The organism is Psychroflexus longus, from assembly GCF_020164595.1.
Classification (GTDB): Bacteria; Bacteroidota; Bacteroidia; order Flavobacteriales; family Flavobacteriaceae; genus Psychroflexus; species Psychroflexus longus.
In genome coordinates this window covers 220,884-236,978 of the sequence record NZ_JAIQZE010000003.1, presented here as the reverse complement: position 1 = coordinate 236,978, position 16,095 = coordinate 220,884, and the positions used below count along the sequence as shown (strand labels likewise).

The following is a 16,095-nucleotide window of genomic DNA, read 5'->3' as shown; positions in this document are numbered from 1 at the left end:
ACATTTATCTAATCATATGTTAACTCCGATGGAAATGCACAAGCAAAACAAACTCAAAAGAAAATCGTATAAATCAAAAAACCTTAACGATGCTAGCATCGTTAAGGTTTAAATTATAAATTTAATGTCTAATAATCTGTATCGGTTATTTAGGACGAGACACTTATTTTAAAGTTTACTTTACTTCTTCAAAATCTACGTCTTCGACATCACTATCATCGTTTCCTTTAGAATCGTCGCCTTCAGATTTTGGTTGCTCACCTCCACCTTGTTGCTCAGCTTGTGCTTTGTACATTTCTTCAGAAACTGTTTTCCAAGCTTCGTTCAATTTATCTAAAGCTGGGGTAATTTTCTCAAGTTCTTTAGTTTCATAAGCTGCTTTCAATTCTTCTAAAGCATCTTCGATAGGCTTCTTCTTGTCATCAGAAATTTTGTCTCCAAATTCTTTCATTTGACTTTCAGTTTGGAAAATCATAGCATCAGCTTCATTTAGCTTATCTACTTTCTCCTTAGCCTTTTTATCTGCTTCAGCATTCGCTTCAGCTTCCTGCTTCATCTTCTTAATTTCCTCTTCAGTCAATCCGGAAGAAGCTTCAATTCTAATGTCCTGAGATTTTCCAGTCGCTTTATCAGTTGCACTTACTTTGATGATACCATTAGCATCAATATCAAAAGTAACTTCAATTTGTGGAACTCCACGTTTTGCTGGTGGTATACCATCTAGGTGGAATCTACCAATTGTTTTATTATCAGTTGCCATTGGACGCTCACCTTGTAGGACGTGAATCTCTACACTTGGTTGATTGTCTTGTGCGGTTGAGAAAACCTGAGACTTTTTAGAAGGAATCGTTGTATTTGATTCTATAAGTTTGGTCATCACACCACCCATAGTTTCAATACCTAGAGAAAGTGGTGTCACATCAAGTAACAATACATCTTTTACATCTCCGGTCAATACACCACCTTGTATTCCTGCACCAATTGCTACAACCTCATCTGGATTTACACCTTTACTTGGTTTCTTTCCGAAGAAATCTTCAACTGCTTTTTGTACAGCTGGAATACGAGTAGAACCACCAACTAAGATCACTTCGTCGATGTCACTTGTACTTAATCCAGCAGCTTTCAATGCTTTTTCGCATGGAGTAATTGTTCTCTTTACCAGACCAGAAATTAATTGTTCAAATTTTGATCTTGTGAACGTTCTTACCAAGTGCTTAGGTCCGCTTTGCGTTGCCGTTACATATGGTAAATTGATTTCGGTTGAATTGGAAGACGATAATTCAATTTTAGCTTTTTCTGCAGCTTCTTTCAATCTTTGAAGTGCCATGGCATCTTTTCTAAGATCGATATCTTCATCTTTAATGAATTCTTCAGCTAACCAGTCGATAATCACTTCATCCACATCATCACCACCAAGGTGAGTATCACCATCAGTCGCTAAAACTTCAAATACACCATCACCCAATTCTAGAATAGACACATCATGTGTACCACCACCAAAGTCAAATACGGCAATTTTTTGGTCTTTATCTTTTTTATCCAAACCATAAGCTAAAGCTGCTGCTGTAGGTTCGTTGATAATTCTACTTACTTTCAATCCAGCGATTTCACCAGCTTCTTTAGTCGCTTGTCTTTGAGAGTCGTTAAAGTAAGCAGGGACTGTAATTACAGCTTCAGTTACCTCCTGACCTAAATAATCTTCAGCAGTTTTCTTCATTTTCTGAAGAATCATAGCAGATAGTTCTTGAGGTGTATACATTCTTCCATCGATATCAACACGAGCTGTATCATTTTCGCCTTTTACAACTTTGTAAGGCACTCTATCTACCTCTTTAGTTGATTCAGAATATTTATTTCCCATAAATCTTTTGATAGAGGAAATAGTTTTTTCTGGGTTAGTAACGGCTTGACGTTTTGCAGGATCACCTACTTTTATTTCACCACCTTCTACAAAAGCAATAACGGATGGTGTTGTTCTTTTACCTTCAGCATTAGGAATAACCGTTGGCTCATTACCTTCCATGACGGATACACAAGAGTTGGTTGTTCCTAAATCTATACCTATAATCTTACTCATAATTTTATTTTTATATTCTTATTATTGTCTTCGCTCAACAAAAGTCAATCTTTATGCCAGCCAACAGAGTGTGACAGCATGTCATAAAAAGATGACACTTGCTATAAGATTTTATTTTAGTTTTACGTTTGAGTAATCACTTATGATTAAAAACTTTATTCTGCTATCAATTTGTTTTGTGTGTTGCTTTTCTTTTGCTCAAGAGAAAGAAATCATCAATCAGGGGCAATTCTGGACCGGTTACATGACCAGTGCAAGAATTTCTGAAAACTATTCGCTTTGGAATGATTTCCATTATGTACCCAACGGTTTTTTCGTAGCAAGGACAGGCGTTACACACTCATTTTTTTAAAAGCTGTATCTCACTGCAGGTTATGCCTATTTGAATATCCCTACAGAAAGCAACGGTACCAAATTAAACAGAACCGAACATCGCCCCTGGATGCAAATGGTTGCCAACCATGAGTTAACTGGTAGGTGGACTATGATAAATCGTGTCCGTTATGATATGCGTTACAGGCAAAATTTTACAAATGGAGAGCTATTAAATGATTTCGACTTCACCAACCGGTTAAGATTACTTATTGGATTGCGTTACCATTTTGAGGAACAAAGGATTTTCTCTGGAACGCCTTATATAAATTTAAGTAATGAAGTTTTGGTCAATTTTGGTGAGAATATCATTACAAATCATTTTAATCAAAATAGAACCTGGCTTACGCTAGGTTTACAACTTGAAACTGTTAGCTTCCAAATTGGATATATGAATCGTTTTGTGAAATTATCTCAAAATCAAAGGTTTGAAAGAAACCATACACTGGTCGTCTGGATTTCCCAACGTTTTGATTTCAGAAAGAAGCAGATTCCAAGTGACGATGATGAACATTTCTACCAAATACCTTAAGCTAAAAAAGTCTTAAGCTCTCTGTTTAAATTGAACATTCACTAATAAATGTGAAAAAAATCTCTCATCTTTACAGCATTGATAAAAAATTGTTGTCAGAATGAAGAAAATTGAATGTATAAGTGTTTTCGATATGCTAAAGATTGGCGTGGGGCCATCAAGTTCTCATACTCTTGGACCCTGGAGAGCCTCACAGCGATGGGTTGAAGAATTGAAAGATGATAAGCTTTTAGACGAAATCAAAAACATCAAGATACATCTTTATGGGTCTTTATCTTTAACAGGAAAAGGCCATGCAACGGATATTGCAGCCATTTTAGGACTTTGCGGTCATGACCCAGTAACTATGGATATCACTCATATTGATGTAGAAATAGACCGAGTCAAAAATGAAGGTCGATTAAATCTGGACGATTCTAGGTTCATCGATTTTGATTTTAAGGACGACGTTGTCTTTGAAAAAGATTTCAAGGAGTTCCATCCCAATGGTATCACCTACATAGCTCACTTAAAAAATGGTGAAAGAGTAGAAACTACATTTTATTCCATCGGAGGTGGTTTTGTCGTCAAAGAGGATCGAGAAAACGCCAGACAAAAACAAGAAGAATTAAAAAGCTTTCCTTTTCAAATCAATTCTGCTTTAGAATTGATTGAACATTGTAAAAATGAACAAAAGATTATTTCTGAAATTGTTCTCGAAAATGAAAAATCGCTCAGAAATGAACTTGAAATCCATTCCGGATTAGAGAAAATATGGGAAGTAATGCTGGAATCAATGTACATTGGTTGCCATACGGAAGGGACATTGCCTGGCGGTTTAAATGTCAACAGAAGAGCCGCTAGGATGAACAAAAACCTTCTCGAACATAAATTTGAAACCTACAATACTCCTCAGGAATGGCTTGAAACCATCAGAACCAAAGAAGTCAAATTCCGACAAATTTTACAATGGGTAAGCTGTTTTGCCATATCAGTTAATGAGGTCAATGCTTCATTAGGTCGTGTCGTCACCGCTCCCACCAACGGAAGTTCTGGCACATTACCAGCAGTGATGATGTATTATATGGTCATCGAAAATCATAACGCCACTTTTGAGGATCTAAAACAATTCATGTTGGTTGCTGGAGAAATAGGAAGTTTATTCAAGAAAGGAGCTACCATCTCAGCTGCTATGGGCGGTTGTCAGGCAGAGATTGGCGTATCTTCAGCAATGGCTGCAGGTGCGCTCACGGAATTGATGGGCGGTACTCCTGAGCAAGTGCTTATGGCTAGTGAAATTGCCATGGAACACCATCTCGGAATGACTTGCGATCCTATTGCGGGACTCGTACAAATCCCTTGTATCGAACGTAATGCAATGGGTGCGATCAAGGCAATCAACGCTGCTGAAATCGCTATGGAATCTGATGCTACCAAAGCTAAAGTCCCTTTAGACAAAATCATAGCTACCATGTGGGACACCGCTCAAGACATGACATCCAAGTACAAAGAAACCTCTGAAGGCGGACTCGCCATCAAAGTCAATATGAGCGATTGTTAAGTAAGTTATATATAACTAGACCTCACAAATTTTAAAACCTGTGAGGTCTAATTTATTCTGAAATAACATTTTTACTTAATATCTACCAACTCCAAATCAAATACTAAGATAGAATTGGCTGGAATGACACCTCCGACTTCTCTGTCGCCATAGGCTAAGTGAGGTGGAATCACAAATTGAGCTTTGGTTCCTTTGTTTAGCAATAGTAGTCCTTCATCCCAACCTTCAATCACATGACCTGCTCCCACAGGAAATTCGATAGGTTGTTTTCTTTTGTAAGAAGAATCAAAAACAGTTCCATCGACTAGGCTACCTTTATAATGAACGCTGACGTTTTGACCTTTATTTGGTTTTACGCCCGACCCCTCATTGATGATTTGGTAACGCAAACCACTTTCAGTTTCTTTAAAACCTTTCGAAATTTCGTCGAGTTTTTTTGCAGCTTCTGCTTTTAGCTCAGCTTCTCTTTCAGCTTTAGACGCATTGAATTTCTTAAAACTTTTTACAGCATCAAATGCTTTAGCTTCGTCTCCGACACGTTCTATTTCTACTGAATTTAATTTGTCTTTACCTTCAATGCTATCTACAACATCTTGCCCTTCCACAACATAACCAAATACGGTATGCTTACCATCAAGCCAGGGTGTTGCTCCGTGAGTGATAAAAAATTGACTTCCATTTGTACTAGGACCAGCATTGGCCATAGATAGAACACCGGAACGATCGTGCTTCAAGTCAGGGTGAATTTCGTCATCAAATTGATATCCAGGTCCTCCTGTTCCATTGCCTTTTGGATCCCCACCTTGGATCATAAAATTGTCTATGACTCTGTGAAAGACTAATCCATCATAATAAGGAGTTCCTAAATCTTTAGCTGAGTTTTCGATTTTCCCTTCAGCAAGTCCTATAAAATTTCCTACTGTGCCAGGGGTTTTATCAAAAGTAAGTTGGACTATAATTTTACCTTTTTCGGTATTGAAATGTGCGTATATTCCGTTTTTCATGAATTTATTTTTTTGCAAATTTAAAATTAAATCTAATTTACGTCGGGTAAACTTTAGTTTAAAAAATTGATGAGTAATTATTGATCGTAGATATAAATTTCAGTGGCACCAAGACCGTATTTTTGGTAGTCAGCATCATAAAATTCAATTTGATCATAACGTCTAAAAAGCGTATACAATTCAGCTTTAAGAACCCCTTGCCCTACTCCATGAATAAAAACAATGCGTTTGATGCGTTTTTCCATCGCAAATTCAATCTTTTTACGACTATGCTCCAACTGAATATTGAGCATTTCAAAATTGGATAAATGTGAGGTTTTATCCACCAAATTATGGATATGAAGATCCACTTCCATCGCAGGTTGCTGGCGTTTTGGTTTTGGGGATGGACCTTTTTGCTTAGGGTTTAAATCTGATTTTAATTTTTCAAGCAAAATATCGTCCTTCAAATCCACATCCAATTGGCCATCAATTTTGACAACCAGCGAAAATGGAACTCTCATTTCAAAACCATCTGAAGTCTCAAAAATAACTTCATTACTTTCAACTTTAGTGACAATTCCAGACACATCATCATCGATCAATTCAACCTTATCACCTATTAGAAAGTTTTTATTTTTCATCATCAGGAGTATTATCATCTTTAGGATTGTCGCTCGCCCACTGTTTGGTAGAATTGTAAAGACCTATCATAAGGATGAGAAGTCCGCCAATTTTAAGATAAACGTTTTCATTTTCCCCTGTGAGATCATAAATCAACATAATTGCGCCTATTATGATAAATGCGGTATAAAGAGCTTGTTTTTTGGTGTTGATCATTCAAAATAAGTTTTGAATTGACAAATATAGACTCAATTTCCGTTTAGAGCCAACAATTCTTCCAAGTGTTCCCGATTATTCGATAATCGTGGAATCTTATGCTGACCTCCAAGTTTATTATGTTGTTTTAACCAGTTTTGAAAAAGCTTAGGCTTGGCCTGATGAATTTTCAAAAGATCTAATGTCATATTATTATATCGCTTAGCTTCATAATCACTATTGATTTCCTGAAGGTTTTTATCCAGGCAAATTTGAAAATCAGAAAGACTTTCAGGTGGTGTTTTAAATTCTAAAATCCACTCGTGTGCCCCTTTCTTTTTACCTTCCATAAAAACAGGTGCCGCTGTATATTCCATTACTTCACAATTGAGCTCAAAAGCTGTTTTCTTGACTGCAGCTTCTGCATTTTCAATAATAAGTTCTTCGCCAAATGCATTGATATGGTGCTTTGTTCTTCCTGTAACTCTTATTCTGAAAGGCTCTAAAGAGGTGAAACGCAACGTATCTCCAATCTTATACCTCCACAATCCAGAGTTTGTAGTAATTACGATAGCATAATTTGTATCAATTTCAACTTCACTTAAGCCGATTACTTTCTCCTTTGGTGTTCCATAAGTCGACATTGGTATGAACTCGAAGAAAATTCCATAATCGAGCATCAATAATAGGTCTTTAGAATTATTAAGATCCTGAGCAGCAAAAAATCCTTCTGAAGCATTATATATTTCGTAATACTTCATTTTGCTTGAGGGTATGATCTGCTCGTACTGGTTTCTGTAAGGCTCAAAACTCACACCTCCATGAAAATACACCTCCAGATCTGGCCAAACTTCATCGATACTAGTTTTTCCAGAAGTTTTCAAAACATCATTTAACAATACAAGCATCCAGGAAGGAACCCCAGCAAGGCTTGTTACTCGCTCTTTAATAGTTTCATCCACTATAGCTTGCATTTTGGTTTCCCAGTCACTCATCAAGGAGACGCTATTTCCTGGCGTGCTGCTATAGCTTGCCCAAAATGGCATATTGTGTATGAGTAGAGCAGAAAGATCTCCATAAGAGGTTCCTTTATCCTGGTAGATTTCTTTACTTCCTCCTAATCTGAGGCTTTTTCCAGTAAATAACTTAGAGTCTGGATTGTTATTTAAATACATGCATAATAAATCCTTGCTGGCCGCATAATGACAATCCTCTAAAGATTCCTGACTTACTGGAATAAACTTACTCTTAGCGCCAGTAGTTCCACTGGACTTCGCAAACATGGTAATGGGCGAAGGCCAAATTAAATTCTTTTCTCCCTGTCTGCACCTCTCAAAGGTAGCTTCAAAATCTTCATAAGTTTGAACTGGTACGCGCTCTTTAAAAGTTTCATAATTATTTATTTCATCAAAGCCATAGGTTTTTCCAAATTCCGTATTTTGGGCTTTATAAATCAAATCAAGTAGTAATTCATTTTGAACTTCATTGGGATGTTTTTTAAACAATTCCATATGATGAATACGCTTCTTTAGTATCCAGGAAGCTATAGAATTTACAATTGGTATTGACATAAATAAGTAAGTTTAATAAGGTAACCAAGAATCATCAAACATAATAAAAAATGCAATATAGAGGAGTCTTAAGAAAAATGAAAACGGAGAGTAACCAAGAGGTTGATTATTTTTTGGAATTTGAAAACGACGTCGTTCATTTAAACCAATTATTGGACAAAGAAGTGGCTTTTCACTTTGTGGAATATCAGTGTCTTAACTGCAGCAAAAACAAAAAAATATTTAGACAGGGGTTTTGTTATGATTGCTTTCAAGAAATTCCAAATGCTGGTGAATGGATCATGCATCCAGAATTGAGTAAGGCGCATCTTGACGAAGAAGACAGAGATTTGGATTATGAGAAAAAAGTCCAGCTGCAGCCTCATATAGTTTATTTAGCAAATTCCAGTAATGTAAAAGTAGGTGTAACTCGCAAAAGCCAAATTCCTACGCGATGGATCGATCAAGGAGCGCACGAGGCTATTGCCATATTGGAAACACCAAACCGATATTTAGCAGGTATAACTGAAGTGGAATTGAAAAAGCATGTTGCTGACAAGACAAATTGGCGAACCATGCTCAAAAATGAAATCCAGGATAAAGACCTTGTAGAAGAAAGAGAAAAATTAAAAGAGTTTATACCCGATGAGGCTAAAGATTATTACTTAGCAACTAGTCAGGAATTCAATATTAACTTTCCTGTTATAGAATACCCTAAGAAACTAAAAAGCCTGAATCTGGAAAAAAATAATAGTTATAAAGGAAAGCTGAAAGGCATTAAAGGGCAATATTTAATTTTTGAAAATGATATTGTTTTTAATGTGAGAAACAGTGAAGGCTATGTAGTAGATTTTGAGATATTATACTAAACAAAAATACCCTGTGATAAAAAATATCACAGGGTTATAATCAACTTAAAAAAACTTATTACATATTCTCTTTCTCTCTTAAAGACTGGATATATTGGGCTTTCTTAAGATTTTGTCTTTTTTCTACAGATTTTTTCGTGAATTGTTTTTTATCACGAAGTGTTTGAAGAACTTTGGTATCTCTAAACTTACGTTTTAAGCGTTTAAGAGCTCTTTCAATTTTCTCACCATCTTTTACTTTAACTACTAACATATAATGATTAATTATTTACAGTTGACTTAGAATTTTCGAATTGCAAATATAGATAATTCAATTACAAATTTACTATCAACTTCAATTTTTTCTGAATTTATTATTTTAATAATTTCAATCTGGGAATCAATTTCAATTTGACTCCTCAATTCTAGAGACAACCTATGACTAAAGGACATAATATGGCAACAATTGCATTTAAATACATGCGCTACATAATTTTCAGATAAATGAAAAAACTATTTGCTATAATCCTCTTGTATTTAATTAACTCCAATATCGTGGTTTGGTCTCAAAACGAAAATAATAAAATCGACAGTATGCCCACTATCCTTGGAGTAAGTTTTGACTATGCTTATATTCTTCAACATTCAGAAAATTTAAAAGAATTAGATAATGCTTTCCCAGTTGGAATAGGTATGGAATGGAGTAAAATGTTATTATCTAAAAATGCCTGGGAATTTTGCAACTGTCTGCCAAGAATCGGAGTAGAAGCTGCCTACTGGACCTGGGATAATCCAGATATTCTGGGAAGCGGTTTGCTTGTTATGGGTTTTGTAGAGCCTTATTTTAGGACTCATAAACGAATGAATTTCTTTTTCAGAGCTGGTCTAGGTAGCGCTTACCTCTCCAAACCTTTTGATTTTGAAAATAATCCTCAAAACTTATCTTATAGTACGAATTTGAGTTTTGCCATAATGGCTGGAGCTGGCATAAACTACCGCCTGACAAATGAATGGAATATCGGAATTTTGGTAAAGTACAATCACACTTCCAACGGTGGCATCAAAGCTCCAAATAAAGGGATTAATTTTCCCTCGGTTAGTTTCAGAATTAATAAAAGCTTAAATCCTATTCTTTTTCCTGATTTTCAAAAAGTTGAAAACAGAAAACCTCCAGACAAGCTTTCAAGACTATCAATTGCAAATTTTTCCGGATGGAGTAATGCAACAGTAAGAGATCAGGATAAATTTTATGTATTTGGTATCGCTGGATATTTCAGCAAATGGATAGGGAGAAGAAGTGCTATTTCTGGCGGTACAGAAATAATTTTTGATTATTCCAGAAGAAAACAAATACGAATAAACAATGAGGATAATAACTTTGTACAGGCTGCAGCATTGGTAGGACATGAGTTTTGGCTTGGCAAAGTAACCTTTAGTCAACACGTAGGTGCTTACTATTATAATGACTACAGAATAAACGATGACATCTATCAGCGCTACGGACTGACTTACAATTTTTCAAACCATATTTTCGCGGGTTTTAATCTGAAAGCTCACCGTCACGTGGCAGATTTTTTTGACTTTAGAATTGGCTATACTTTTTAAAGAAAATCAATTCCGGTGCTTCAGAATTTAATTTGAATTTCTTTGATATCATAAGACTCAAGTCGATCCTCGTCAAATTCAACCACTAACTTACCATAGTTATCAATACCTCTAATTATACCTTGTATGAGAGTTCCATCTGGAAATTGAAGCATTGTCACTTTATTATATTTAAACAGGGAATCATAATAAGTTGAAAGAATAGATTTCAAACTCGTGGAATTGAATAGGCCTGGGATTTTTTCAAACTCCACTAACAAATTGTCTAGTAAATCATCGAGATCAAAAGAAGTGTTGCTCATTAATTTCATTGAAGAAGCATTTGGAAGACCTGTGAAATGGTCTTGATTTACATTGAGACCGACACCCACTACGCTAGCACCTTCTCTATTCTGAGTCATCATATTTTCTATCAATACCCCTCCAATTTTATACTGATGTGACAGGATGTCGTTAGGCCATTTAATCGAAAGTTTAGGAATGTCATACTTCACTAAAACATTTTTTATAGCCATAGCTACAAGGGCACTGAGCTTGAAAGTATCAATATGTATAGACTTCAAAGCTGGTAAGAAGACACTAAATGTGAGGTTTTTTCCCGGTTCGCTCACCCATGAAGTCCCTCTCTGACCTCTCCCTTCTATTTGATGATGAGCGACTACACAGTACATTTGATCTTTAGAATGTGTTTTTACAAAATCTTTTAAAAAGCTATTTGTAGAACTTGTGGCATCAACTTTGACAACTTTCATGAGAACGGTTAGATATCGAATAATCTTTTGTTAACTGGCGCAAAAAAAGGGATTAAAAAACTATTTTTGCGTTAAAATTTAAACTTTTAATGAGTACAAAAAAAGAACAAATAGATCAACTTATTACATACATAATTCAAGGTATAGAAGATATTAAGGGTAATGATATTGAAATTATAGATTTAAGAGAGATTGAAAACACGGTTTGTGATTATTTTATTGTCTGCTCTGGAAATTCCAATACACAAGTAGATGCTATTGAAAGCTCCGTAAGAAAAGTTGTAAGTAAAGCATTTCAAGACAAGCCTTGGCATGTTGAAGGACTAGAAAATTCACAGTGGGTTTTAATGGACTATGTAGATGTTGTTGTTCACATTTTCCAAAAACAGATCAGAGAATATTACGATATTGAGAGCTTATGGGGAGACGCTAAGATAACGTCTATTGAATCTAATTACTAAACAAGATAAAAGTAGAGAATGGCTAAAAAAGCAACGCAAAAGAAAAACGAAAATAAAGATCCTAAAAAGCCTAAGTTTAATTCTTATTGGATATACATTGGAATTATAGTTATCTTTTTAGGAGTTCAGCTTTTTGGAGGTAGTGGATTCAGTGATCCTGAAAAAACAAGTCCAGCTCAGTTTGAGAAATTTTTAAAAGAAGGAGATGTTGACAAAGTCAATATTATTAAAAATTCAAGAATAGCCGAAATTTTCCTAACAACGGAAGCTAAGTCCAAACCTGTACACTCAGGTTCTAATGATGAACAAGTTTTTGCTTCTTCTGGAGCTCCAGATTATTCATTTGAATTTGGAGATCTTCAAAATTTTGAGAATACCATTGAAAAAATAAAAGAAGAACAAAATCTGAATACCCGTGTTTATTACGAAACACGATCTAATTATTTTAGTGAAATATTGATTGGTTTACTTCCTATCATTTTAATTGTCGGCATCTGGATTTTCATTATGAAACGAATGAGTAAAGGTGGTGGCGGTGGTCCTGGCGGACAACTTTTCAACATTGGCAAATCCAAAGCAAAATTGTTTGATGAAAAGAAAGATGTTAAGACTTCTTTTAAAGATGTCGCAGGATTAGAAGGCGCAAAAGATGAAGTACAAGAAATTGTTGATTTCCTAAAGCATCCCGACAAATATACCAACCTAGGTGGAAAAATTCCAAAAGGAGCATTACTTGTAGGCCCTCCTGGTACTGGTAAAACTTTGCTTGCAAAAGCCGTAGCCGGTGAAGCTGGAGTTCCATTCTTCTCTTTATCAGGGTCAGACTTCGTGGAAATGTTTGTAGGTGTAGGAGCATCTAGAGTAAGAGATCTCTTTAAACAAGCTAAAGACAAGTCTCCATCTATCATATTTATTGATGAGATTGATGCTATTGGTAGATCCAGAGGTAAAGGAAACATGTCAGGCTCTAATGATGAGAGAGAAAACACTCTTAATCAACTTCTAACAGAAATGGACGGCTTTGGAACCAATACCAATGTCATTGTTATTGCAGCAACAAACCGTGCAGATGTACTTGACAAGGCTTTGATGAGGGCTGGTCGATTCGACAGACAAATTTATGTGGATTTACCAGATGTAAGAGAGAGAGAAGAAATTTTTGAAGTACACTTAAAGCCACTTAAAAAGATAGATAATGAATTAGATACAGAGTTTTTAGCAAAACAAACTCCTGGCTTTTCTGGTGCTGATATTGCAAACTTGTGTAATGAAGCAGCTTTAATTGCAGCCCGAAATAACAGCAAAGCTGTTGGTAAGCAAGATTTTCTAGATGCGGTTGACAGAATTGTAGGTGGACTAGAAAAGAAAAACAAGATCATGACAGTTGAAGAGAAACGTGCTATTGCTTTTCATGAAGCTGGTCATGCTACTGTAAGTTGGATGTTGGAATATGCAGCACCATTAGTAAAAGTTACTATTGTACCTAGAGGTCAATCCCTAGGGGCTGCCTGGTATTTACCTGAAGAACGCCAGATAGTAAGAACAGAACAAATACTGGATGAGATGTGTGCCACTATGGGTGGTCGAGCTGCCGAAAAGATAATCTTTGACAAAATATCCACGGGCGCCTTAAGTGATTTAGAAAAAGTGACAAAGCAGGCTAAAGCCATGGTTACTATCTATGGACTAAATGATAAAATTGGGAACATAACATATTATGACTCTTCAGGTCAGTCAGAATATAACTTTACTAAGCCGTACAGCGATAAGACTTCAGAATTAATTGATGAAGAGATTTCAAAATTAATCGAAGAACAATACAAAAGAGCTATAGAAATTCTGACAAAGCACAAAGATCAGTTGACTGAGCTAGCTGAATTACTCTTGGAGAAGGAAGTTATTTTCAAAGATAATTTGATAGAAATTTTTGGTGAACGTCCTTTTAAGAAGCCAGAAATGATAAATTCTTACGAGAAAAAGGCAAAACAAAAAGAATCAGATCAAAAAGATGAAAAAACTGAGGATGATAATGATTCCAAAAAAGACGATAAAGTTGAAAGCGAATCTTAAATAATCGCTCTCAATAGTGAAAGTTTTTAAAAAAGCCTGATATTGATGTGATCAATTTCAGGTTTTTTTTATATTTAAAACTTACGTATATTTGAGTAAAATTTATGCAATTTTTATGAACTTCTTTAAACGCCTCTTCGGCATAGAAAATATAGGAGAAGTAACCGACGAAAATGGGAACGAAATAGGCAAATTTATGCCTAAGCCCGAAACTCCTGTTGATGAAGAATTCATGCATAATTTTAAAAAAAACGGGGGCAAATTCTTGTATTGTGAGAATGAAAATGAGCTAAGACTTAATTTTTCTGAGATTTTAAAAGAGAATGAATGGGATCACAGTGAGGTATATTGCAGCAATGAATCCATACGTCAAGATTTTGAGCATACGCATCTTACATTCAATAAAAATTTAAATGCATGTTTTTTTCTGTCAAACTGTGAATTTTTAATATCAAACACCGGAGCTATTTTGGTAAGCTCTAGCCAGTTAGGCGATAAAAAACTGTCAGACCTTCCTCTCAATTTCATAATAATTGCTAAAACGAGTCAACTCATCAAAACTATTGGTGAAGGGCTACAAAAAATCAATAAACGCCACGACAGAAATCTTCCTACAAATATTACAACAATTAAAACTTTTGATGAAAACAAAGATTCTGATTTCATGAACTATGGAAGTACACCAAAAAATTTATATTTGTTGCTCTTAGAAGATTTATAAAGAATGTCAGAACTTTTAAAAAGGAGCATTACAGGTGCTTTATATATCATTATAATAGTATCCACTGCTTTTTTAAGTCATTATCTGTTACTTCTTTTTTTTACAATTGTTGGCTTTATATGTCTAAGGGAATTCCAAACTTTATTAAAGTTTAGAAACATTATTTCTTACATCTCCCTCATAGTGCTTCTGTATTATTTTAATTTCACAGAAATTTATTTGCCACTGCTTATTGCGTATCTGGCAATGACACTGGTTGTAAAAATCTTCCTATTGAAAGATTTATACACACTTCATGATATTCCGATTTTTGATGGCAGAAAGCATTTGCTTACCCTCTTCTATATAGTTCCGTCGATAATATTTTTAACCATGATACCTGTTTACAAAGAAGACTACGAATACGTTCTTGTGGGAACTTTTGTTTTGATATGGACAAACGATTCATTTGCTTACTTGGTTGGAAAGAATTTTGGAAAAACAAAACTATTTGAAAGGATCTCCCCCAAAAAAACAATTGAAGGTTTTTTAGGCGGAGCAATTGCATCAATAATAATAAGCTATTTAATTTTTATCTATATTGATTTACTTCCCCTTTGGGCCTGGATTATGCTTGCAATAATTGTAAGCATCTTTGGAACCCTTGGAGATTTGGTCCAATCCAAATTCAAAAGAAAAGCAGACGTAAAAGATAGTGGTAAAATCATGCCTGGTCATGGAGGTATTTTTGACCGAATGGATAGTATGCTTTTTTCTAGTACATTTGTTTTTATTTTCATTTTACTTTTAGATTATGTTTCATAAAGAGGGTTATAAAATTCTTGTTTCAAGTTTAATAGGTTTAATTATCATTAATCTTTTATCCAATTTACTTATAGATAAAAGCCAGCAATGGCTTATCATTTTGATTTTTGCAGGATCGTTTATCCTGTTCTTTTTGGTTGCTCAGTTTTTCAGAAATCCAAAACGAGAAATTCAAAAAAACGAAGATCATATTTTAGCCCCTGTAGATGGGAAAGTGGTGACCATTGAAAAGGTTTTTGAACCTGAATTTGTCAATGAAGAGAAACTACAAGTCTCTATCTTTATGTCACCAATAAACGTTCACGTTACTCGTTACCCTATAGGTGGAAAGATTTTGTATAATAAATACCATCCAGGGAAGTTCTTGGTTGCATGGCACCCTAAATCCAGTGAAGAAAATGAAAGAACAACAGTGGTTATTGAAACCAAAAATTTTGGAAACTTACTTTACAGACAAATTGCTGGAGCTGTAGCAAGAAGAATTGTCAACTACGCGAAAGAGGGTCATACAGCAGTACAGGGTGAAGATTCTGGATTTATAAAGTTTGGATCTAGGGTTGATCTATTTTTACCTGTTGACGCTGAAGTTTCAGTTAAAATAAATGATGTTGTAAAGGGTGGTAAGACTGTCATTTTTAAAAAGGCCTAAATGAATTTAGAAGAATATTCTGAAGAAAATATAGATCGTCTTTTTGAAGCAGCCTACTCCAAGGTGAGCCAGACTCATAAAAAATTTCCACAAGACGTCTTGCTTTATTTTTATGCTTACTACAAGCATGCGAAAAATGATTCAGATTTAAAAGTCAACCAGAATGCAGTAAATGATGGTGAGGAGCTCGTAAATGCTTTCAAAGCAAATGCTATGTTTCAAGTAAAAAAATTCTCTGGAAGGGAGTCTAAAATAAAATATATCATACTGGCAAAGAAACATTTGGGTGATGAATTTCAAATAGAATAA

The 16,095-nt window shown here is 35.1% G+C and carries 17 protein-coding genes; 10 read left to right on the top strand and 7 right to left on the bottom strand.

The window, feature by feature from the left end; all coding sequences use genetic code 11:
• Window positions 1-175: 175 nt before the first annotated feature.
• Entirely contained in the window at window positions 176-2,080 is a 1,905-nt protein-coding gene (dnaK, locus tag LB452_RS05030; protein ID WP_224460634.1) for a molecular chaperone DnaK, read from the bottom strand.
• Between the two features lie 355 nt (window positions 2,081-2,435).
• On the opposite strand from dnaK, the gene LB452_RS05025 reads away from it, so the two are divergent.
• Both LB452_RS05025 and LB452_RS05020 read left to right on the top strand, forming a co-directional pair.
• Window positions 2,436-2,984, top strand: a complete 549-nt coding sequence (locus LB452_RS05025) for a DUF2490 domain-containing protein (RefSeq protein ID WP_224460638.1) — start codon at window positions 2,436-2,438, stop codon at window positions 2,982-2,984.
• Between the two features lie 100 nt (window positions 2,985-3,084).
• Entirely contained in the window at window positions 3,085-4,524 is a 1,440-nt protein-coding gene (locus LB452_RS05020; protein WP_224460633.1) for an L-serine ammonia-lyase, read from the top strand.
• 71 nt (window positions 4,525-4,595) lie between these two features.
• Here the strand turns inward: LB452_RS05020 and LB452_RS05015 are convergent, their stop codons facing one another.
• From LB452_RS05015 to LB452_RS05000, 4 genes are all read right to left on the bottom strand, one after another.
• On the bottom strand, window positions 4,596-5,528 hold the full coding sequence (locus tag LB452_RS05015; protein ID WP_224460632.1) for a peptidylprolyl isomerase: 933 nt from the start codon (window positions 5,526-5,528) through the stop codon (window positions 4,596-4,598).
• 77 nt (window positions 5,529-5,605) lie between these two features.
• Window positions 5,606-6,151 (bottom strand): Smr/MutS family protein, encoded by a 546-nt coding sequence (locus tag LB452_RS05010; RefSeq protein ID WP_224460631.1) that lies wholly within the window; start codon window positions 6,149-6,151, stop codon window positions 5,606-5,608.
• Window positions 6,141-6,347: a hypothetical protein gene (locus LB452_RS05005; RefSeq protein WP_224460630.1), complete on the bottom strand. Its 207-nt coding sequence runs from the start codon at window positions 6,345-6,347 to the stop codon at window positions 6,141-6,143. The genes LB452_RS05010 and LB452_RS05005 overlap by 11 nt, the downstream gene beginning before the upstream one ends.
• 32 nt (window positions 6,348-6,379) lie before the next feature.
• A complete protein-coding gene (locus LB452_RS05000; RefSeq protein ID WP_224460629.1) occupies window positions 6,380-7,897 on the bottom strand; it encodes a GH3 auxin-responsive promoter family protein in 1,518 nt (505 codons plus the stop codon).
• A 50-nt stretch (window positions 7,898-7,947) separates the two neighbouring features.
• Between LB452_RS05000 and LB452_RS04995 the strand changes: the two genes are divergently transcribed.
• Window positions 7,948-8,745 carry a DUF2797 domain-containing protein gene (locus tag LB452_RS04995; protein WP_224460628.1) on the top strand — a complete coding sequence of 266 codons (798 nt, stop codon included), beginning with the start codon at window positions 7,948-7,950 and terminating at the stop codon, window positions 8,743-8,745.
• A 58-nt stretch (window positions 8,746-8,803) separates the two neighbouring features.
• Here LB452_RS04995 and rpsU read toward each other — a convergent pair whose 3' ends face one another.
• The gene (gene rpsU / locus LB452_RS04990; protein ID WP_224453900.1) at window positions 8,804-8,998 is read right to left on the bottom strand and encodes a 30S ribosomal protein S21; all 195 of its coding nucleotides are present in this window, start codon (window positions 8,996-8,998) and stop codon (window positions 8,804-8,806) included.
• A gap of 230 nt (window positions 8,999-9,228) precedes the next feature.
• Here rpsU and LB452_RS04985 point away from each other — a divergent pair, with 230 nt between their 5' ends.
• On the top strand, window positions 9,229-10,329 hold the full coding sequence (locus tag LB452_RS04985) for an acyloxyacyl hydrolase (RefSeq protein ID WP_224460627.1): 1,101 nt from the start codon (window positions 9,229-9,231) through the stop codon (window positions 10,327-10,329).
• A 20-nt stretch (window positions 10,330-10,349) separates the two neighbouring features.
• On the opposite strand, the gene LB452_RS04980 is transcribed toward LB452_RS04985, so the two are convergent.
• Window positions 10,350-11,081 carry a biotin--[acetyl-CoA-carboxylase] ligase gene (locus LB452_RS04980; RefSeq protein ID WP_224460626.1) on the bottom strand — a complete coding sequence of 244 codons (732 nt, stop codon included), beginning with the start codon at window positions 11,079-11,081 and terminating at the stop codon, window positions 10,350-10,352.
• 89 nt (window positions 11,082-11,170) lie between these two features.
• On the opposite strand from LB452_RS04980, the gene rsfS reads away from it, so the two are divergent.
• From rsfS to LB452_RS04950, 6 genes are all read left to right on the top strand, one after another.
• The gene (gene rsfS / locus LB452_RS04975; RefSeq protein WP_224460625.1) at window positions 11,171-11,542 is read left to right on the top strand and encodes a ribosome silencing factor; all 372 of its coding nucleotides are present in this window, start codon (window positions 11,171-11,173) and stop codon (window positions 11,540-11,542) included.
• An 18-nt stretch (window positions 11,543-11,560) separates the two neighbouring features.
• Window positions 11,561-13,612, top strand: a complete 2,052-nt coding sequence (gene ftsH / locus LB452_RS04970) for an ATP-dependent zinc metalloprotease FtsH (protein WP_224460624.1) — start codon at window positions 11,561-11,563, stop codon at window positions 13,610-13,612.
• A gap of 115 nt (window positions 13,613-13,727) precedes the next feature.
• On the top strand, window positions 13,728-14,333 hold the full coding sequence (locus LB452_RS04965; RefSeq protein ID WP_224460623.1) for an LUD domain-containing protein: 606 nt from the start codon (window positions 13,728-13,730) through the stop codon (window positions 14,331-14,333).
• Window positions 14,334-14,336: 3 nt separating this feature from the next.
• Window positions 14,337-15,137 (top strand): phosphatidate cytidylyltransferase, encoded by an 801-nt coding sequence (locus tag LB452_RS04960; RefSeq protein ID WP_224460622.1) that lies wholly within the window; start codon window positions 14,337-14,339, stop codon window positions 15,135-15,137.
• The gene (locus tag LB452_RS04955; protein ID WP_224460621.1) at window positions 15,127-15,786 is read left to right on the top strand and encodes a phosphatidylserine decarboxylase family protein; all 660 of its coding nucleotides are present in this window, start codon (window positions 15,127-15,129) and stop codon (window positions 15,784-15,786) included. The genes LB452_RS04960 and LB452_RS04955 overlap by 11 nt, the downstream gene beginning before the upstream one ends.
• On the top strand, window positions 15,787-16,095 hold the full coding sequence (locus tag LB452_RS04950) for an acyl-CoA-binding protein (RefSeq protein ID WP_224460620.1): 309 nt from the start codon (window positions 15,787-15,789) through the stop codon (window positions 16,093-16,095).